Below are 19,023 nucleotides of genomic sequence, written 5' to 3' on the forward strand. Positions count from 1 at the left end.
TTCTTATATTACTTGTAACTGGAGAAATATTTCATGAATTGTACCCGTTCGTAGAGAGCCGAATCCTTGATGTTGCCATAGTTCAGCTTACCCTTGAAATCATCTATGCGCTCATAGTTGCTCTGAAGCATCCACTCTTCCATACACATAAGAGTATCTTCAATCACATCAAGACCCTGCTCATAAAGTAAGCTACAGAGCTGAATAGCACCTGCTCCTGCCAGAATTCCCTTGACAGAATCTTCCCATGAGTGTACTCCATAGGAACAAGCTATGTCGAAATCCGGCACCCGACCCGAAACAATGGCTGTCCAGCGAAGAGTATCACTGAAGTCGGAAGGATTGCTGAATACCGGCCCGGAGGTGATTTCCAGATTTTTAATATCAATATCGAGTTGATAAAAACGGTTAAAGAGTACTACTCCGCCCGCACCCAACGCTTTCAGTTTCCCTACGAGCCCTGGCAGATTGCTGATATTCTTGGCCATCTTTATTACAACAGGAATACGGATAATCTTCCTCAATTCTCTTACAATATTCACATAAGAGTCCTCCAGATAAGTATCTCCCAATTCTCCTGCGTTCAATACAAACAGGTTAAGTTCAATCGCATCGGCTCCGGCATCCTGAATGGTCTTGGCAAATTCAACCCAACGGCTTAATTTATAGCAGTTGATGCTGGCTACGATGGGAATGTCACACTCTTTTTTGGCTGAACGGATCAGATCAAGGTACTTCTCCATATGATTCATCTCAATATATGTATTGATATAATCAGCCGCTTCAGGATAATCAGCGATCTGGGAAAGTTTTTCGGAGTGATTCTCGATCTGCTCCTCGAATAGTGATTTCAACACAATAGCCCCTATACCGGCATTTTCCAACTCTTTAATTTTTTTTACTGAATTAGTAAGACCGCTACTCGCTGCTACTAACGGATTCTTTAACCGTAACCCTGCAAAGGTTGTTTCTAAATTGACCATGAATATACTATGTTTTTCAAAAAAATTATAATCAACAAAAATAGGCATTTTATCGATAAAATCAATAACTTATATCGGAAATATATTGGAATTTGGTTGTGGAGGGATTTAGCGGTCACCAAAGATCAGGGTTCCTATCCGTATCATGGTGCTTCCTTCTTCAATAGCGACCGGATAATCGCCTGTCATTCCCATGGAGATTTCTTTGAAAGCGGTGTCGTGTCGGAAAAAACCGGTTTTAAATTCGTCGAACAATAATTTCAATTGCCGGAACTCATCGCGCACCTGATTCACATCATCGGTAAAAGTAGCCATACCCATTACTCCGGCAATCCGCACATGAGGGCATACTTTCCATTTACCCTCTTCAAGGAATTGGCGGCATTCTCCGGGTGAGAAACCAGCCTTGGTCTCCTCTTCGGCAATATGGATTTGCAACAGGCAGGGTATAATCCTTCCGTTGGCCGCCCCCTGCTTTTCGATCTCCAGCATCAACCGCTCATTGTCGAGGCTATGGATAAGGGAGATAAAAGGTGCGATCTGCTTCACTTTGTTCCGTTGCAGATTACCGATAAAATGCCACTCTATATCTCCGGGGAGTTGCTCTTTCTTGGCTACCAACTCCTGCACCCTACTCTCTCCAAAGACCCGAAGCCCGGCATCATAGGCTTCCCTGACCGTCTCAGCAGGATGGAATTTGGAAACCGCAACCAGTGTCACATCTGGAGGGACGGTTTCCCGTAAATCATCGATATGGGATCGTATAGACACTACTCTTGATTTTGATTTTTCTCTTCGCCATAAGGGAAAACATCCATGATAGCCGTCTCGGTTACCGAGGCAATGGCATAATCGATCATGGTCTTTTTCATTTCCCCCTCCACAATTTCCACAGCTTCTTTCAACGTGGAAGCCTGCACCAGCATATTGACGGCTGTTTTCTTTTCCGAGCCGCTCTTTTCATCGAGCGTTATAAAATAAAGTTTTGCCTTATAGTAACGGTCGCCCGTTTCATTGAAGAACGACTCAGTATATTTCACCCGTTTAATATCGGACACCGAAAACTCACCCGAAATAAAAGGTTTGATTTCTTCTATAATCCTTGCTTCCGCTTCGGTGAACGACAACGCGTCTACCAGATAGGGTTCAGTTACTGTTTTCTGCATGCCGGTCTCCAGCATCTTGTCATATCTTATCTTGCACTCAAACCAATTGTACATATATTTTTTATTTATCAGTTGCATCCTTTCGCAACGCAGTGCAAAGTTATGATTTTCCACCATTGATTTCAACCCTCACGGATACTAATTATCTCAAAAAAAATGATACTTTTGCAGATTATCGGTTAAAAAATGATTGGAACCCTCGTAAATACAGCAGCAGTAGCGGGTGGAGGCATGATCGGCCTGCTATTGAAAAAACGGATGCCGGAACGTGTCACCACCATCTATTTCCAGGCGATCGGACTCTTCACTCTGGCCATTGGTGCATCCATGGCCATCGAGATGGAAAAGATACTCATAGTGGTCAGCAGCCTTGCCATCGGCTCCCTGCTGGGAGAATGGGCCGATCTCGAAAAAGGTACCGAAAGGATGAGCGATTATCTGAAACACCGTTTTCGCATTGGCAGTGAAAAATTCTCGGAAGGACTGGTTACTGCATTTCTTCTTTTCTGCGTGGGATCCCTTACCATCATCGGCACAATCCAGGAAGGGACAGGCGGTTCACCCGACCTGCTTTTCACCAAGTCATTGATGGATTTTTTTTCGGCCATTCTTCTGGCTTCCGCTTTTGGCGCGGGTGTCGTAATATCTGCTATTCCGCTTTTTATCTTCCAGGCTTCTCTCACCTTGCTGGCCAAATATGCCGCAACTCTCTTTACCGACGATATTATCCTCGGACTTACCTCCACCGGTGGCATAATGTTGATCGGACTGGGGATAAATATACTGGGGATAAAAAAACTCCGGATTATGAACATGCTACCGTCACTGATCATCGTCGTACTTCTGATCTGGATATTTGGTTAATCAGTATAAGTAAAAGAAATCCCAAACGCACAGCCTCCCTTTGAAGAGATTGAAGAGATATATTAATGAAGACAAAAGATGAAAAGTTAGGCCTATGGCTGCTGGTATTCGTGGCACTCGGGTCCATGATCGGGTCAGGGATCTTCAATTCACCGAAAGACCTCATCCAGGTAGCCAATCCACAGGGAACCATGCTCACCTGGGTCATCGGGGGGATCGGAGCTTTGATGCTGGCACTGGTATTCGTCTATCTGGCGGGGCGAAAACCCGAACTCAAGAGCGGAGTCTATGCCTATGCCCGCGATGGGTTTGGTGATTATATGGGTTTCAATTCCGCTTGGGGGTACTGGTCGGTAGGCTGGTTGGGAAACATCAGTTATCTGGCTCTCTTCTTTAAAACATTAAACGATTTGTTGGGCAAACAGGCCCTTTCTCCCATACAATCCTTCTTCATCGGATCGGCCATCCTCTGGTTTTATTATGCTATCCTGAGGGCAGGGGTAAAGGAAGGCGCCATCCTCAACTTTATCGTCACAGTTGCCAAGTTGATCCCTATTGTGCTGATCATTCTACTGGCCCCGGCGCTCTTCGACAAGGACCTCTTTCATGTGCCCGACTGGCAATGGGAACTCGCTGCTAACGGAGCTGCGACAACCCCCATACAACAGGTGGGAAACGCGATGGCCATCGTTCTTTGGTGCTTTGTGGGAGTAGAAGCAGCCTCAGTACTGTCAGGGAGAGCCAGGAAGCAGAAAGCCGTACGTACTGCCACCATTCTCTCTACCCTGATTGTGCTGGCCATATATATGCTTATTACGCTGATAGCGATGGCAGGCATTCCTGCAGGGGAACTGGCTTCTTCGGAGACCCCCCTTGCCCTGGTGCTGGAACGTACCATTATAGGTGCTGCAGGCGGGATCATTATCAAGTTAGGGATTATGGTGTCGGTATTGGGAGCCAGCCTTTCGTGGATACTGCTCTCGGTGGAGACGATGTATGCCGCTGCCAGAGACAATGTAATGCCCCGCTACCTTGCCAAAGTGAACAGTAAAGGCACACCGGTGAACGCACTGCTACTGACACAAGGCTTCACACAAGTCTTTCTGCTTGCCATCCTGTCGCTCAGATTGAACGAGACTTACCTTGCCGCCATCACCATTGCCACCACACTGGTACTGATACCCTACCTCCTCTCGTCTCTTTATGCAGTAAAGACCGCGCTGCGTTACAGGAAAGAGGAGAAAACAGCAAAGAATGTGATCATTGCCCTGCTTGGTACACTGTATTCCACTTATGTGATCTATGCGGTAGGGATCAAATACCTGTTTCTTTCAGTGCTTTTTTACGGTATCGGCTCCCTTTTATTTATCAAGGCTAAAAAAGAAAAAAAAGAACAGCCCAAACAGTGGGAATGGGCGGTCATTATCCTGTTACTTGCCGGCACACTGCTGATTGTCGTACAAATCCTGACCGGGAAGATTATCCTTTGAAAGAGATCTAAGTATATTCAATAGGCACAATATTACCTGTTAAAAGTATAGCGCAATGTGGCACCGAAGCGGGTGGGATATCCACGCTGTACAAAGGTATTCATTTCATCGGTCGTCACATCATTTTGCTCGAACAGGAATGAGTTATATTTTGTATTGAAAAGATTCTCTACCCAACATTCCAGCCCAAAAGCTCCTTTCTCTACAGCAATATTGGCATTGGTCATCCCATAAAAGGGTTGATATAGTTCTTTCGTGCCAGCATCATTTTGATTTGATTCTGTCCAGTAAATCTTACCAACTCCCTGGTATTGTATATTTCCAATCACCCGGTCGATAAATGAACCGTAAGGTAGATGGTGTATATAGCTGGCTCCCAGACTCAATGTATGCTGAGGCGCAAAAGGCACATGGTTTCCCGAATAGTCTATCTGATCATCCCCCTCTTCCCCAATCTCATACTTTACAAAACGGGCATCGGCAAATCCGTACTCGGCAAAGAGAGAGAGATTATCTGTCGGTACATATTTCAAACTCAACTCAAATCCTTTACTGTCCGATTTCCCTGCATTGGCAATAGTACGTCCCGATGTACCTTGTTTGGCCAACTGGGTAATCTGCAAGTTATTGACATGGGTATAAAAAAGGGCATAGGTCAGTGAAAATCTCCTGTCCAGCATCTCATAACGGCCGCCCAACTCGTAGGTCCAACTGGTTTCGGGATCGTAGGAGAGTTGACTTTCTATGGGTGCCATGGGAGGTATTTCGGGAAGTTGAACGTTGCCAGGCACATACGGTTTAACGTTTCTAATCAATGATTCCATAAGCGCACCCTGTAATACATCCGAGAAGACCTGTTCATTATATCCGCCTGTTTTATATCCTTTCGACGCAGAAAGATAAACTTGTGAAGTAGGAGACATCTGGTATTTCAGTGCAAACTTAGGCAGTATTTTCCAAAAATCTTTACGGAAAGAACCTTCCAATAAAGTATCTCCCTCCACAAATATGGGTGGAATAGGCATAGGAGTCTGAAACACCATATTAATATCTCCCCCGTCACTCTCTGTGAAGTAATCGAGACCGGTATGTTCGTAATCGAACCGGATACCGGCTGTAGCAGAGAATCCCTCCACACCAAAAAGATTATTGAAGGTGGACTGGTGAAACAAAGCTGCCCCGCGCGACGGCTTGGTATATACTCCGGGCAGGTCGATCCGGTCACCGGTATAAACCAGACGAAGAGGTGCTCCAAGGTTCTCCATAAGCATATCCAAAGGACGCTGCAATACCGTCATCATATCTTCTTTAAGCGCGACCGGCGTATCAATCTCCCGATTGTCATAAAAACCGAAAGCGCCTACTACCCAGCGGTAGTTTCCCTGCGTATCCGATTTCACGGTCACCTCCTGGCTTACGGAGCGCTGCTTCTGTTTCTGGTTGATAGAGAACACGGACTTAGGAGAGTAATCCTGGTCCATTTTCATATCATCTTTCAGATATTGAAAACCGGTAGTAGAATGGATCGTGAAACCGTTCCCGGTATAATCCAACGACAATCCGTTGGTAAACAGGTGGCGATCATACGACGACGGCTCATTAAAACTGGACGCAGTAGAATCCTCATGCATATAGGGAAAAGCACCACCGGACACATAGTCATAATTTCCAAAAAGCATCGCTTTGAATGAGGGAGAAGCCTGCCACTCCAGTTTGAACCTGCCTCCTGCATTTTCAGAAGCATCGACTTTCTTTCCGGTATAGCTGTTCATGAAATAACCATCGTCACGTTTGTAATAACCTGCAAGAGAAAGTCCAAAACGGTCGGAAAGTTTCCTGTAATCTGATCCTTTCGCAGAGAATTGTCCATAATTCCCTCCGCTCACCATTAGTTTAGTACCCTGGAAGGATAGAGGGGAAAGAGTATACATATTTACGATACCGCCAATGGCATTTCGTCCGTACAGGGTTCCCTGTGCCCCACGAAGCACCTCAATCCGTTGGATATCCTGAAACTCGAAATCGAATGCTGAAGGGTTAAAGCTGGGGACATTGTCCACGTAAAGGCTTACAGTCTGTGACCCGAGACGGGCACCCACACCCCGGATATAGATCGGTGTGGAGACTTTCGACCCGTAAGAAGGGATAAAAAAGTTAGGAATAAAAGCGCTCAATCGCGGCAACGACTCAATCCGGGCATCCTGCAACTGTTTTGGGGATACTACCGATATGGCTGTAGGCAGACTCTTCAATGCATTGGTCTCTTTCACGGAACTACTTATAACCACCTCATTCAGGTAATACACTTTTAACGTATCATCGGGGCTGGTCTCCTTAGCTGGTTCGTTATCTCCGGCAACCACACAAAAAGTGCTGCAGAAAACAAATATCACTAAAAACAAATTTCTCATTCTATGGATCGTTTTAACAGATTACATTTTATCTTCTAAGCCAAAATACAAAAGTTCATTAAAATTAGCCGTTTTCTCGCTATGGCAAAGTTCAAACAAGTTTGACTGTGCCCATTTAGCTTAACGAAAACGTTCGGATGCAAAGAAACAGCAAAATGGGACATCTGTCAATCACCACAATTAGTGATTTTTTTCTCTAAAAAAACAATTGTGAAAAATATATTGCTTTTGGTGCAACGTTTTTCCCTTTTTTTCATCTATATTATTATAATAACTCTAATTTTGCGTGAGTCTCAATGGATAACCTATGAAGAAATTTGTCTTAAGAACCTATGGGAAAATTATCGCTTGGATCTTGACTGCATTAGGGCTATACACCTCCTGCGATATAATAGAGCCTCGTGTGGAGTACGGTAGTCCCTCCGCAGATTTCGTAGTCAAGGGAAATGTCAGTGATATTCAGAACCTGCAACCTATTGAGGATATGGCAGTCATCCGCAAATCCCGGACAGCACCTCACTGGAATGACACCGTAAGAACCGATGCCAATGGAAATTACGAACTGGAATTCACGGAAGTTGCTTTCGGCCCGGAAGATATATGGGTTTATACCTCGGATATCGACAAAGGAGAATACCAGTCCGATACTATACGGATAAATGCATCTGAGCTGAGACAAATTGGCAAAAGAAGAAAAAACTGGTATAACGGTAAATTCGAAGGAAAAGCTGATTTTAAACTTAAAAAAGAATCTGGCCCGCATGTTATGTACGGCACACTTCCTGCCGAATACAAAGAGATGAAAAAAGACGTAGAGTAAAGAATCAAATCTGATTGTATGGATACTAAAAAGAAGCTCATTCTTTCTCTTTACCGGCAACATAAGGCTACACAGAGCAAACTGCACAAACTAACCTATCTTTTCTGGGAGTGCACCTTACGGTGTAACTTCAACTGCATGCATTGCGGAAGCGATTGTACGAGACAGGCGGCTGTTCCCGATATGCCAAAAGAGGATTTTCTGAGAGTACTTGCGGATATCCGCCCACATGTGAACCCACACAAGACCATGATTGTACTCACCGGCGGAGAACCGTTGGTACGAAAGGACCTGGCGGAGTGTGGCCAGGCAATGTACGACATGGGCTATCCATGGGGATTCGTAACCAACGGCTGGGGACTGGAGGAAAAAAGATTACAATCTCTTCTCAATGCAGGATTACGCTCTGTGACAGTGAGTCTGGATGGTTACACAGAAGAATCCCATGACTGGTTCAGAGGAAAACAAGGCTCCTGGTTACGGGCTATCAATGCCATTTCCAGAGTCGTATCGACACCCGATCTGGTGTATGATGTAGTCACTTGTGTCAATAAAAAAAATATTGCGGATTTGCCGAAACTACGTGATTTACTCATTTCTTTAGGCGTTACACACTGGCGGCTCTTCACCGTCTTCCCGAAAGGAAGGGCTAAGGACAACCCGCTTTTAAAACTCTCCACAGTGGAATTCCGGCAGATGATGGATTTCATTCGTGATACCCGACGGGAAGGGAAAATCAATGCCTCTTACGGTTGCGAAGGATATCTGGAGGACTATGAAATGGAGGTACGCGACACCCCTTTCCATTGTCAGGCAGGGATCAATATTGCGTCAGTGCTTGCCAACGGCGATATCAGCGCCTGTCCGAGCCTTAGGGGTGATTACGTGCAAGGCAATATCTATCAGGATGATTTCTGGACGGTCTGGAACAGCCGTTACCAGATTATGCGGGACCGTTCATGGACAAAAACCGGGAAATGTGCATCCTGTAAGTCTTATAAATATTGTCAAGGGAATGGTCTCCACCTACGTGACGAGAAGACGGGCGAACTATTGCATTGCCATCTCGAAATGATGGGAAAAGAGACACAAGCCGAACCAAAATTCGAAAATGTATTAACTGCAGCATTCCGCTTTTTAACGTAATAGCAGTTCTTTAAAATATTATTAGTCCTTATAGGCAACTGTGACCATGAAGATTAAACTCATTCTCTTTTTATTTATTTGCATGGGGACACTCTCCTATGCCCAGCAGACACAAAATTCCCCATCCAATAACCGGGAGAAAAAATGGCTCATTGATGTAACGGCAGGAACAAATATCGACCTGATCCACTCCAGTTCCAATCCTGAATCCAAACTACTTGGATCCAGGCCGGACGTAGTACCGGTATTCGGATCCCGGGTGACCTGGCTTTTTTCGAACCAGACAGGTGTGTACGCGAAACTACGTTTCAATCTATACAAAAGTAAAAGATCTGAATACAATCAGCAGGGTATTATAGAAGAAGTACTGGAAACTATCTTCCTCGACCATATCTTTTTTCCCGTTTCAAGATTGTATCCGTCTTTGGATGCGGGGATTATCTATCGTTTTGAACAAGACAGATGGAAAATCCATCCGGGAATAGGATTTGGAGTCATGAGTTATTTACCTGATAGTGAATCATCAAGAACCCGGAAAGAAAACAATTCTGAATTGAGTGTATCCTATAAGCAACACGCCCTACCTATCTTTCTGAATATGGGCCTATCCACTCGTTATTCAATTTCCCGAATAAGTTCTCTGATATTGGATATAAACTTTCAACAGCCCCTCCAAAAATCCTATGCAGAATTAATTACCCATACAGACGGAGTGGAGACCGACAGAAAATCATACCGGACATCCACCGCAGGAAGAAACCTAAATATTAGTATCGGCTACGGAATAACATTCTGAAAAGGATATCCGTTTCCCACCCTTGATCGAACCTCAAACACTGTTTCCTTGTTATTACAATAAAACAGGCAACAGATGAAACGAGCATTATTAATTGTTGACGTTCAGAACGATTTCTGTCCTGGAGGTACCTTGGCAGTAAAAGATGGTGATAAAGTGGTTCCGGTGATCAACGGAATTATGGACAAGTTCGATCTGGTGATCTCGTCGCAGGACTGGCATCCGGAGGAAACGGTGCATTTCAGGAAATGGCCGGTACATTGTGTCGCCGGAACACAAGGTGCAGAATTCCATCCCGGCCTGGAGGCTGATAAAATAGATTTGGAACTGTTAAAAGGCACGGATAACAAAGATGATGGCTATTCCGCTTTTGAAGCAACCAATGCATCGCTTACCGATTTCCTCCAGGAAAACAACATTCAACACCTTTACGTATGCGGTCTCGCCACTGATTATTGTGTCAAGGCCTCTGCCATTGATGCGGTAACGCAGGGTTTTCATACCTATGTGATCACTGATGCCATAGCGGCAGTCAACGTACAACCCGGTGACGATGAAAAATCCTTACAGGAAATGTACCAGAAAGGTTGCGTACTGATGGAATCGACAGAAATTCAATGAGATTATCGTATCTTTGCTCCCGATGGGAAAAGATATATCATTACGCACCGTAAAAGTTGTCCGTTACATCCTGCCTTTACGTGAAGGCGGATCACTTCCGGCATTAGCAGAAGCCGACGACGGATTCAAATATGTACTGAAATTCCGTGGCGCGGGGCATGGCACTAAAATGCTGGTCTCGGAATTGCTGGGCGGAAAAATTGCCTCTGTCTTGGGCTTGCAAATTCCCGAATTGGTTTTTGCCACACTCGATGATGATTTCGGACGAAGTGAAGGCGATGAGGAAATACAGGATTTGCTGAAAGGAAGTGAAGGACTCAACCTGGGGTTACATTATCTCTCGGGAGCCATTGCCTACGACCCAACCGTGAAAATCGACCCTTTCCTGGCATCAAAGATTGTCTGGCTCGATGCTTTTATAACCAATATCGACCGCACATTTAACAATACGAACCTGCTGTGGTGGCATCGCGAGTTATGGGTGATCGACAACGGCGCATCGTTTTACTTCCATCACTCATGGAACGACTTCGAGAGGCATGCCCTCAACCCGTTCCCCCATATCAAGGATCATGTATTGCTATCCCAGGCATCAATGCTCGACGAAGCAGACCAATTTGCACATGAGGTTCTTTCAGACGACTTACTGGAAGAAATCACGAAACTTATTCCTGGCGAGTGGCTGGTATGGAACCACACGCAAGAGACACCCGAAGAGATCAGAGGAGTTTATCTGAATCTTTTGAAAACACGATTACACCATTCTCAAAACTTTCTAAACACTGCCAAAGATGCAAGGGGATAAACTGTATCATTATGCTGTTATTCGACTGGTACCGAGGATTGAGCGGGAAGAGTTCTTCAATGTGGGACTTATCCTTTTCTGCAAGCGTGAAAGATATATACGGTTTGAGTATCATCTCTGCCCTGACAAATTCAGGCTGATGCACTCGGAAGCGGATTATGATGATGTGATAGAAAACCTTGAAACACATAAACAGATTGCGGAAGGCAATCCCCAATGCGGCCCCATAGCGCAATTAGACATCCCCGAACGTTTCCGCTGGCTGACGGCCGTCCGCAGTTCCATTATCCAGTCGTCACGTCCCCATCCCGGGAAAACCGGCGATCTGGATAAAACCTTTGAGCGTTTATTTGAAGAGTTGGTAAAGTGAGAGGGATTCGGCCAAATTGGTGAATAAATATCCGCAAAGTATTTGTAAACAAAGAAAAGCAGATTATAATCATTATCGGGACAAGAATGGACTGGAGTGTGATGCTGTGTTACATCTGCGCAATGGCAGCTTTGGGCTGATAGAGGTAAAACTGGGTGGCGACAGTTTAATAGAAGCTGGCGCTAATACACTCAAACAATTGGCAGATAAAATAGATACCACTAAAATGAAATCCCCTTCATTTTTGATGGTTCTTACAAGAGTGGGTCAATATGCTTACCGGAGGAAGGACGGTGTTTATGTAGTACCTATAGGCTGCCTGAAAGATTAATAATTGAGAAAACAATGAAACCGATATACCCATAAACGATACCGACCCGTTACCCCTTAAAAATAAAATAGACTGCGAGTACCAGAAAGACAAATCCAAGAAAGTGGTTCCATTTCAATTGGGTACCGAAAGCGAGGAATGAAAAAATGACGAAGACGACCAAAGTAATTACTTCCTGTATGACTTTCAGTTGCAGGAGAGAGAAACTGCCTCCGTTTCCTTCAAACCCAATACGGTTTGCCGGAACCTGAAAGCAGTATTCGAAAAAGGCAACCAGCCAACTGAAGACGATCACCCCGATAAGCGGCAATTTACTGAACCATGCATTTTCTGCCAATTTTAAATGTCCGTACCATGCAAAAGTCATAAAGACATTTGAACAGATCAAAAGTCCGATAGTGAGAAGATAATTCATTCCAATAACCTGAAAAAGAAGTGAAAAAATCGCGCAAATGTACGAACAAGATTTTTATCTTCCAAAGATCAACTCTTTTATCGGTTTTACCCCGATACCGGGCCGGTCGTTAGGTATAATCTTTCCATTTTCAAGTTTTGCACCATCGAAACAATCATTCCCTATCAGGAGTGCACCATCAAGGTCGGCAAAATCCATTCCTGAATAAAGCTGGGCCGCGGCCGATATCGCACAAGAGGTTTCGGTCATACACCCTATCATTACCTTCATTCCCAACGAGGAAGCCAACCCCCGCATTTTCCACGCTTCATGCATACCGGTACACTTCATCAGCTTGATATTAATCCCGGAAAAGACTCCTTTCATGCGCTCCACATCAGCAAGACGTTGTATCGACTCATCGGCAAAAATTGGAAGAGGGCTTTCTTCGGTGAGGCGGGCAATATTATCCAGATCCTGTTTCGGCATAGGTTGCTCTACCATCACTACCCCTTTCTCCTTCAGCCAGAAGATCATATCAAGTGCCTGTTGGCGGTCTTTCCACCCCTGATTGGCATCCACGGCCAACGGCAGATCGGTTTCTGAACGTATGGCTTCGATCATTCTCTTATCGTCAGGGCCACCTACCTTTACCTTCAGGATGTTGAATCGTCCAAGCGCTTCGCGTGTCTTTTCGCGCACCACTTCATCGCTGTCGATACCGATGGTAAAGGTAGTATCCGGCACATTGTATTTGTCCAATTTCCGTATCTTGTACCACGGCATACCTGCGATCTTCCCCACCAGATCATGCAGGGCAATATCGACAGCCGCCTTTGCCGCCGTGTTTTTCCCGGCAATGCTGTCAACATAAGCCATTATCCCTTCAATATGATCAGGCCCCGTAAAGCCTGACAGATCCACTTTCCTGAGGAATTCGATCACCGAAGCCTGTGTTTCTCCAAGATAAGGAGGCAGGGATGCTTCGCCGTAACCTTCCAGTCCGTCATATTCTATTTTAATCAGTACCACAGGTGTGGTCGTACGTGAAAACCCGGAGATGGTAAATGTATGGTTCAACTGCAGGTCATAAGGAGTCCAGGATAGTTTCATTGTGCTGTTTGGTTGTCTGTTTCTTTTGGAAGAGCAAGCGGGCAGTATTGACGTTGCAGCCAGAGATGCGGCAGCCATGGCTGATATCTTTAGAAAGTGACGACGATCCTCTTTCATACTCTCATTGCTTATAAAATTCATTTTCGAAGATAGTCTCGATTCCTGGTGTACCTACCATGCCGACAATACGTTTGGTTCGAAGGTAACGGTTCCTGTTATACCCATCATACAACGGATCAGCCGGATCAAGACTACTGACATGGATATAATCGGAAGCGTGGATAAAACGGTTATTCCCGATGTATATACCTACATGTACCACCTTTTCTTCCGGATTGTCATCAGTCGCTTTTGAACCGAAAAAGAGCAGGTCTCCCGGCAAGGCATTACTGAAATCACCCTGATCGTCTGTCAGTTTACCGCTATGAACCTGCTGGGAAGCATCACGGGCCAAAATGACACCGTGCATAAAATAGACGGTTTTGGTAAACCCACTGCAATCCAACCCCCTGGAAGAAGTGCCTCCCCAAAGGTAAGGTATTCCCATAAACCGGTATGCGGTATTTACAATACTTTCACCGGTCAACTTAATACCCTTCAACCATTCTGTAGTTTCGACACCATCCGATTTACTGACATATCCTTCACGACCGTCGGGATATTCCACATGATAGAATTCTCCATTAGCGCCTTTCATTACTAACATATTGCCCGTGACCAGATCGGAAACAGGCAAGGAATCTCTTTCCGGCTTCTCCAGTGAATGGGCAAAAACAGATGTAACAATAATCTTTGGTTTTTGCAGGTATTGCTGTAACTCCGGCTTTGTCATCGCTTTTACCGATCCGTTCATCCAACCAATATATTTATCCGGAGTCTGTATACGCCACCATCCACCGCGTTTCTCCAGTATCATTACCGGCATTCCCAACAATCCCTGGGATACCAATTCAGAACCGTAACGGGGTTCAGCACGAAGAGTCCCTGCCGAATTATAAATCACGCCCCATACTGTATCGCCCAACTCCCGGCCAGGCAGCAGGCGAATACTGTCTCTCACAATTCCTGATATTGCTTTCGCCTGTAAAATCAGATCATCATAAGCCAACCTACTGCTCGTTTCACCTTTAAGGATAAGCTGGCCCCCTTGCTCCACAGCCTCCACATTGAATACCCCGACACGGCTATCAGGCGCATATTTCTCCTTTAACAACTTAATCACAGAGTCCATATCACTATTCTGAGACATAACAGATAACGTTGAAAAGAACAAGACAAATAAAAAAAATATTTTTTGCATTTCAATTACCGCTATGAAAATTATGCGAAATATACAACTTTTTATTGAACTGAAAATAATATAATGAAAAATTCATATAAGACACAGAATATCATTATCTTTGCTTTTATCACACTAGAAACCGCATATTATGAGAAGAGGAAAGCAGCATCCCATTACGGTGTTCATTATTGCCCTTTTCTGTATAGGGCTGATCACCTGCGCATCGAACAGTACTAGAAACCAGCAAAAGAAATCAGATATCCACATGACAGATCTTCCCCGGCGACACGACGAAGCAAAAAAACTAGCCAAAGAATTAAAGAAAAAAGGCATTTCCGACAAGCGTGTTTTAACGGCTATCGGCAATATCCCGAGACATTCCTTTATCGACGCGCAACTCTCCGCATACGCTTATGAGGATCGCCCACTACCGATCGAAAGCGGACAAACCATCTCTCAACCTTTCACAGTAGCCTGGCAGACCCAGCTATTGCAATTGAAACCGGGTGAAAAAGTACTGGAGATAGGAACCGGCAGCGGATACCAAGCGGCGGTACTATGCGAAATGGAGGCAGAGGTTTACAGCATAGAGAGGTACTACAACCTGTATGAAAGCGCCAAAGAGACCCTGAACAAATTGGGATATTATCCGAATCTCTTTTTTGGTGATGGCTTCGAAGGACTGCCCGAACATGCTCCTTTCGACAAGATACTGATCACCGCTGCACCGGAGAAGATCCCTGAAAAGCTATTACAGCAACTACGCATAGGTGGATGGATGGTTGCACCTGTGGGAGGAAGGGCAGGACAAAAAATGACCGTTATCCGGAGGATAAGTGAGAATGAATTCAAGGAATCGGAGCACGGGGATTTTATCTTTGTTCCCATGCAGGAAGGAACAGTAAAATAGAGATACCCCAAGGGATCCGATAAAAAAAGCTGCCGCTGTATTTCTACAACGACAGCAGGAAATTGAGCAAACAGGGAAGTTTCATTTACCGATCGGTAAACGGCTCAACCGCCTTATACTTTTCACATCGGTATAGTCGTACTGGTATATCCCGTCTTCTGCAATCATCATCAGCACATTATTGAAGGGGATCACATCAAACCCGTCAATATCTTTGAAATGCGCAAGTATATTGTCCTTATACATAATGGCGCTCGGATTTTCAGCGTTGAATACCCGCAGACCATCATCACAGACGAAAAGTGTACCATTATCGATCCCCAGCCCTTTCGGGTTTTTCATGTTGTAGGTGACGATGTGTTGGGGTTTCTTTACATCGCTCACATCCACAACGATCAGCTCATTGGCGTCTTGACCGCAAAAGGTACCGGAACGAACGGTTACATAGGCGATGTCGTTTTCCACCACCACCGGATCACAACCGAACACATGGGTAATCATGGACTGACGCTCGGGTTTTAACGGATCTTCCAGCGAATAAATGATCATCCCCGTGGGGGTTCCCATGAACATACAGTTCTTGTAGCTGAAAATGGTTTCCACACTGAAGCCCACATATATATCTTCACCGGTTTTTACGGGTGTCTCTCCTGATAAATCGAAGATCCCGAGCATATTGTTCATTACAGTATAAAGATTGTCCTGATAAATAGCGAAGCGCGACATGGAGCCGACTACCCCTACACCACCTCCACTATACGAAGCGGCATCGTTATACACCAGATCTTCAGTCACACCGCCCCAGCTCCACCAACGGGGTTTGTAATTACGAACCAGCTCTTTTTTCTCCACGGTTTTCCATCCCACAACGACCTTGTTGCCCCGATCCGCAAATTTATCATAATCGATACCGAATCCATTTTCCGTTAATGGTAACGCCTCTGGAAAAACCTCTTCTTTCCGCCCTTTGAACACCGGTTTAGCCGGATCATTGATATCGAACCAAACCAAATCGACATATGAATCGGCATACAGCATATTATTACGCACATGCATATCTGCATTTCCCAATAATTCGATAAAAGCAATATTGCGCGGATCCGACGGATTGCGATTGTCGATGATATGGATTCCTTTCTCCGGTTGGGAAATATAGAGGTATTCGTCATAAAAAACAATTTTCCCCTGTTTTTCAATAGGCTTAGGCCCTTCCACATCGACCGTGCTCCTGAATTCAGAAGCCGACATAAACACAGGCTCATTCACTGTGTAGGTTACATATTCATCTACATAATCCCTACACCCCGGCAAAGCAAAAAGACCGGTCATTAATAGAAAAAAAGTCAGTTTTTTCATGATCAAACTATTTTTAAATTAAGAAACTGTTTAAATTTTACCGAAATATTTTTTATAATTGTACTGTCTATTTTTCTTTGCTACTATTTTGGTCTCTTTTGCGCATCTTTTTCACTTTTTCCTTTTGATTTAGCCCGCTAAATCCGCAAGAAAAAAATAAAAAATCTATTTCAAAATAGATTCAAAATAGTATAGCAATAAAATTTAAACAGTTTCTAAAAATCAAGAATGAAAAATGAAAACTAAAAACCAGGAAATTCTTCACTCTTAACTATTCATTATTCACTTAAACTGTAGTCTTATCCCCATATTTAATCCGAATATCAACGGATTTTCCGTGCGGGCGCTCATTGGTTGGTTATTCCTGAAATAGTAGACAATCCGAGGCTCACCGAACAGACTTAGGTTCCCCTGCAACTGATAGCTGAATCCGGCTCCGCCCTGTGCAGAAAACTGTAACCCTTTGATCCTGCTATAGAGATTAGTGTGATATACCACGCCGCCATTTTGCTCGATCTCCTGTTTGTAAATTGAGCGAAGTCCCTTCTCGACGCTCCCGCCACCCAGCAAATACACGTTCCATACATCATTTTGCCACACGGTATATCTCAGGTTTACCGGTATACCTAAATAGTGTTGCCGTAATGTACCCCGGTAAATGAAATTATCATTGCGCCTGTAACGAGAAGAAAGGTAAGTGTAGGACAATCCGGTTTCCAGAGTCATGTCCTCAGCAATTGGAAAATCAGCCGTCAGGCTGAATGAGACGGGAAGACGATGAATGACCTCGGTATAATCATCCGGATCAAGTAAATTGGACTCTCCTCCGGAACCCACTCCACTTCCGTCATGAAGGCCACCCCCCGGAAAATAACCATCATAGATTTTTTCATCAGTATCATAAATACCTAATGAAAAATCCAAAGGGGCACCACCGCTCCCCAAAGCCGCTATCAACGACCGAAGTCCGCGTTGCTCCTGAGGAGGGGAAGAATTACCATTCTCAGCCAATAACCCTCCCACCGGAAGTTCTTCCACCTCATACCTTATAACTTCTTCCTGATTGGGCATCTTCTCCGGCACTGGGATCCCACCTGATATTTCATTTTCTGACAACTCAGCAACTTCAATCGGATCCAGAACATCAACCAACTCTACAATTTCTGCCGGTTTTACATCCTCAGTTGGCATAACACCCTGCGACGGTTTTGGAGATCCTGTCTGATCCGTAGTTGCTGCTACCTGTATCCTGCTTTCCGGCTTTATAACTTTTTCCTTTCTTATTTGTTCGGGGAATTGCGAGTCCTCTGTAAGTAAAGGTTCTTTCCCAAAAGGGTTCAATAAAAACAATACCGAGAGCAATACCACAGCTACGCCTGCTACCCCCCACGACCAATAGGTGAAAACAGGCTTCCTGCATGGCCGGAGTCTGTCCGTTAACGAATCCCACACCTCTGGGTCTACAGGTATCCGATGCTCGCGCAGCTTATTGCCGACTTTCCTCGCAAAGTCATCCGGTTTATCTATATATTTATCATCTGACCGCATTTTTGCTACCTGTTTATCTGTGATCCATTAATTCTGTGACCTTCTTTTGCAATAACTGCCTCGCCCTGAAAAAGAATGAACGTGACGTGCTTTCGGGAATATTCAGCAATGCAGCAATTTCCCGATGGCTAAAACCCTCCACCGCAAAGAGATTAAAAACCGCTCGATGGGTATCGGGAAGCTCGTCGATACAACGGATTAAATCGTCAGCTGTGATATCTGCCATATCGGGAACACTGCCGGAACATTCCATCTCAACATCCGTTAACAATTCTTTCTGCTTCAGGCGATTCTTCTTCCGCATATAATCGAGTGAGGTATTCACAAAAATTTTCCTTATCCATCCTCCAAAAGAACCTTTTCCCGAATATTGTCCTATTTCAACAAAAATTTTCAGGAAGCCTTCCTGTAACACGTCTTTGGCATCTTCCATATCGGAGACATAGCGCCTGCATAGAGCCATCATGGCAGGAGCGTACTGGTCGTACACTTCTTTCCTCGCCCACAATTTTCCCTGCTTGCAAGCAAGTATTAATCGTTGTTCCGACATAAAATTTCCCTGTTTATTATAATGACGTTCGTTGAAAGCAAAACGTTGCAGAGATACAACAAATTTT

General features: G+C 44.6%; 19 protein-coding genes and 1 pseudogene. 10 read left to right on the top strand and 10 right to left on the bottom strand.

Translation table 11 applies throughout. From position 1 onward, the window contains the following. Window positions 1-8: 8 nt before the first annotated feature. The 3 genes from PSM36_RS15315 to PSM36_RS15325 all read right to left on the bottom strand — a co-directional run bounded on the left by PSM36_RS15315 (window position 9) and on the right by PSM36_RS15325 (window position 2,203). Window positions 9-983, bottom strand: a complete 975-nt coding sequence (locus PSM36_RS15315) for a dihydroorotate dehydrogenase-like protein (RefSeq protein WP_076931649.1) — start codon at window positions 981-983, stop codon at window positions 9-11. Window positions 984-1,091: 108 nt separating this feature from the next. Further along, window positions 1,092-1,754, bottom strand: a complete 663-nt coding sequence (locus PSM36_RS15320; protein ID WP_076931650.1) for a YggS family pyridoxal phosphate-dependent enzyme — start codon at window positions 1,752-1,754, stop codon at window positions 1,092-1,094. After that, window positions 1,754-2,203: a DUF4494 domain-containing protein gene (locus tag PSM36_RS15325; RefSeq protein ID WP_076932317.1), complete on the bottom strand. Its 450-nt coding sequence runs from the start codon at window positions 2,201-2,203 to the stop codon at window positions 1,754-1,756. The genes PSM36_RS15320 and PSM36_RS15325 overlap by 1 nt, the downstream gene beginning before the upstream one ends. Window positions 2,204-2,335: 132 nt before the next feature. On the opposite strand from PSM36_RS15325, the gene PSM36_RS15330 reads away from it, so the two are divergent. Then, window positions 2,336-3,013 (top strand): DUF554 domain-containing protein, encoded by a 678-nt coding sequence (locus tag PSM36_RS15330; RefSeq protein WP_076931651.1) that lies wholly within the window; start codon window positions 2,336-2,338, stop codon window positions 3,011-3,013. 65 nt (window positions 3,014-3,078) lie between these two features. After that, window positions 3,079-4,503 (top strand): basic amino acid/polyamine antiporter, encoded by a 1,425-nt coding sequence (locus tag PSM36_RS15335; protein ID WP_076931652.1) that lies wholly within the window; start codon window positions 3,079-3,081, stop codon window positions 4,501-4,503. 32 nt (window positions 4,504-4,535) lie between these two features. On the opposite strand, the gene PSM36_RS15340 is transcribed toward PSM36_RS15335, so the two are convergent. Then, the gene (locus tag PSM36_RS15340; RefSeq protein WP_076931653.1) at window positions 4,536-6,914 is read right to left on the bottom strand and encodes a TonB-dependent receptor; all 2,379 of its coding nucleotides are present in this window, start codon (window positions 6,912-6,914) and stop codon (window positions 4,536-4,538) included. Window positions 6,915-7,221: 307 nt separating this feature from the next. On the opposite strand from PSM36_RS15340, the gene PSM36_RS15345 reads away from it, so the two are divergent. The 7 genes and pseudogenes from PSM36_RS15345 to PSM36_RS15375 all read left to right on the top strand — a co-directional run. Beyond that, the gene (locus PSM36_RS15345) at window positions 7,222-7,734 is read left to right on the top strand and encodes a radical SAM-associated putative lipoprotein (RefSeq protein ID WP_076931654.1); all 513 of its coding nucleotides are present in this window, start codon (window positions 7,222-7,224) and stop codon (window positions 7,732-7,734) included. Window positions 7,735-7,752: 18 nt separating this feature from the next. After that, window positions 7,753-8,880: a TIGR04133 family radical SAM/SPASM protein gene (locus tag PSM36_RS15350; RefSeq protein ID WP_076931655.1), complete on the top strand. Its 1,128-nt coding sequence runs from the start codon at window positions 7,753-7,755 to the stop codon at window positions 8,878-8,880. A gap of 46 nt (window positions 8,881-8,926) precedes the next feature. Next, window positions 8,927-9,676 carry a hypothetical protein gene (locus tag PSM36_RS15355; RefSeq protein WP_076931656.1) on the top strand — a complete coding sequence of 250 codons (750 nt, stop codon included), beginning with the start codon at window positions 8,927-8,929 and terminating at the stop codon, window positions 9,674-9,676. A gap of 75 nt (window positions 9,677-9,751) precedes the next feature. Further along, window positions 9,752-10,297, top strand: coding sequence for a nicotinamidase (locus tag PSM36_RS15360; RefSeq protein ID WP_076931657.1), 546 nt, complete (start codon window positions 9,752-9,754; stop codon window positions 10,295-10,297). A gap of 34 nt (window positions 10,298-10,331) precedes the next feature. Beyond that, window positions 10,332-11,102 carry a HipA family kinase gene (locus tag PSM36_RS15365; RefSeq protein ID WP_197684937.1) on the top strand — a complete coding sequence of 257 codons (771 nt, stop codon included), beginning with the start codon at window positions 10,332-10,334 and terminating at the stop codon, window positions 11,100-11,102. Further along, window positions 11,089-11,472: a DUF3037 domain-containing protein gene (locus PSM36_RS15370; RefSeq protein ID WP_076931659.1), complete on the top strand. Its 384-nt coding sequence runs from the start codon at window positions 11,089-11,091 to the stop codon at window positions 11,470-11,472. The genes PSM36_RS15365 and PSM36_RS15370 overlap by 14 nt, the downstream gene beginning before the upstream one ends. A gap of 70 nt (window positions 11,473-11,542) precedes the next feature. Continuing rightward, window positions 11,543-11,803, top strand: a pseudogene (locus PSM36_RS15375) (AAA family ATPase); the annotation flags it as partial. A 49-nt stretch (window positions 11,804-11,852) separates the two neighbouring features. On the opposite strand, the gene PSM36_RS15380 reads toward PSM36_RS15375, so the two are convergent. From PSM36_RS15380 to PSM36_RS15390, 3 genes are read right to left on the bottom strand one after another with little or no spacing between them, the layout of a single operon-like run. Continuing rightward, window positions 11,853-12,218, bottom strand: coding sequence for a DMT family protein (locus PSM36_RS15380; RefSeq protein ID WP_076931660.1), 366 nt, complete (start codon window positions 12,216-12,218; stop codon window positions 11,853-11,855). Between the two features lie 54 nt (window positions 12,219-12,272). Beyond that, window positions 12,273-13,427 (bottom strand): dipeptide epimerase, encoded by a 1,155-nt coding sequence (locus tag PSM36_RS15385; RefSeq protein ID WP_076932318.1) that lies wholly within the window; start codon window positions 13,425-13,427, stop codon window positions 12,273-12,275. A gap of 4 nt (window positions 13,428-13,431) precedes the next feature. Beyond that, window positions 13,432-14,559: an NlpC/P60 family protein gene (locus PSM36_RS15390; protein WP_161947583.1), complete on the bottom strand. Its 1,128-nt coding sequence runs from the start codon at window positions 14,557-14,559 to the stop codon at window positions 13,432-13,434. Window positions 14,560-14,740: 181 nt separating this feature from the next. On the opposite strand from PSM36_RS15390, the gene PSM36_RS15395 reads away from it, so the two are divergent. After that, on the top strand, window positions 14,741-15,502 hold the full coding sequence (locus PSM36_RS15395) for a protein-L-isoaspartate(D-aspartate) O-methyltransferase (protein WP_232001470.1): 762 nt from the start codon (window positions 14,741-14,743) through the stop codon (window positions 15,500-15,502). Window positions 15,503-15,583: 81 nt separating this feature from the next. Here PSM36_RS15395 and PSM36_RS15400 read toward each other — a convergent pair whose 3' ends face one another. The 3 genes from PSM36_RS15400 to PSM36_RS15410 all read right to left on the bottom strand — a co-directional run bounded on the left by PSM36_RS15400 (window position 15,584) and on the right by PSM36_RS15410 (window position 18,956). Next, complete coding sequence (locus PSM36_RS15400) at window positions 15,584-16,858, bottom strand: LVIVD repeat-containing protein (RefSeq protein ID WP_076931662.1); 1,275 nt, start codon at window positions 16,856-16,858, stop codon at window positions 15,584-15,586. 282 nt (window positions 16,859-17,140) lie between these two features. Further along, the gene (locus PSM36_RS15405; RefSeq protein WP_076931663.1) at window positions 17,141-18,406 is read right to left on the bottom strand and encodes an outer membrane beta-barrel protein; all 1,266 of its coding nucleotides are present in this window, start codon (window positions 18,404-18,406) and stop codon (window positions 17,141-17,143) included. Between the two features lie 13 nt (window positions 18,407-18,419). Continuing rightward, on the bottom strand, window positions 18,420-18,956 hold the full coding sequence (locus tag PSM36_RS15410) for an RNA polymerase sigma factor (RefSeq protein ID WP_076931664.1): 537 nt from the start codon (window positions 18,954-18,956) through the stop codon (window positions 18,420-18,422). Window positions 18,957-19,023 lie beyond the last annotated feature (67 nt).

This window comes from Proteiniphilum saccharofermentans, assembly GCF_900095135.1.
GTDB classification, from domain to species: Bacteria; Bacteroidota; Bacteroidia; order Bacteroidales; family Dysgonomonadaceae; genus Proteiniphilum; species Proteiniphilum saccharofermentans.

Excerpts from the sequence above, each read along its gene's own strand:
- PSM36_RS15315 (WP_076931649.1), bottom strand. The coding sequence starts at position 983 with ATGGTCAATTTAGAAACAACCTTTGCAGGGTTACGGTTAAAGAATCCG.
- PSM36_RS15325 (WP_076932317.1), bottom strand. The coding sequence starts at position 2,203 with ATGTACAATTGGTTTGAGTGCAAGATAAGATATGACAAGATGCTGGAG.
- PSM36_RS15330 (WP_076931651.1), top strand. The coding sequence starts at position 2,336 with ATGATTGGAACCCTCGTAAATACAGCAGCAGTAGCGGGTGGAGGCATG.
- PSM36_RS15335 (WP_076931652.1), top strand. The coding sequence starts at position 3,079 with ATGAAGACAAAAGATGAAAAGTTAGGCCTATGGCTGCTGGTATTCGTG.
- PSM36_RS15340 (WP_076931653.1), bottom strand. The coding sequence starts at position 6,914 with ATGAGAAATTTGTTTTTAGTGATATTTGTTTTCTGCAGCACTTTTTGT.
- PSM36_RS15345 (WP_076931654.1), top strand. The coding sequence starts at position 7,222 with ATGAAGAAATTTGTCTTAAGAACCTATGGGAAAATTATCGCTTGGATC.
- PSM36_RS15350 (WP_076931655.1), top strand. The coding sequence starts at position 7,753 with ATGGATACTAAAAAGAAGCTCATTCTTTCTCTTTACCGGCAACATAAG.
- PSM36_RS15355 (WP_076931656.1), top strand. The coding sequence starts at position 8,927 with ATGAAGATTAAACTCATTCTCTTTTTATTTATTTGCATGGGGACACTC.
- PSM36_RS15360 (WP_076931657.1), top strand. The coding sequence starts at position 9,752 with ATGAAACGAGCATTATTAATTGTTGACGTTCAGAACGATTTCTGTCCT.
- PSM36_RS15370 (WP_076931659.1), top strand. The coding sequence starts at position 11,089 with ATGCAAGGGGATAAACTGTATCATTATGCTGTTATTCGACTGGTACCG.
- PSM36_RS15380 (WP_076931660.1), bottom strand. The coding sequence starts at position 12,218 with ATGAATTATCTTCTCACTATCGGACTTTTGATCTGTTCAAATGTCTTT.
- PSM36_RS15385 (WP_076932318.1), bottom strand. The coding sequence starts at position 13,427 with ATGAAAGAGGATCGTCGTCACTTTCTAAAGATATCAGCCATGGCTGCC.
- PSM36_RS15390 (WP_161947583.1), bottom strand. The coding sequence starts at position 14,559 with ATGTCTCAGAATAGTGATATGGACTCTGTGATTAAGTTGTTAAAGGAG.
- PSM36_RS15395 (WP_232001470.1), top strand. The coding sequence starts at position 14,741 with ATGAGAAGAGGAAAGCAGCATCCCATTACGGTGTTCATTATTGCCCTT.
- PSM36_RS15400 (WP_076931662.1), bottom strand. The coding sequence starts at position 16,858 with ATGAAAAAACTGACTTTTTTTCTATTAATGACCGGTCTTTTTGCTTTG.
- PSM36_RS15405 (WP_076931663.1), bottom strand. The coding sequence starts at position 18,406 with ATGCGGTCAGATGATAAATATATAGATAAACCGGATGACTTTGCGAGG.
- PSM36_RS15410 (WP_076931664.1), bottom strand. The coding sequence starts at position 18,956 with ATGTCGGAACAACGATTAATACTTGCTTGCAAGCAGGGAAAATTGTGG.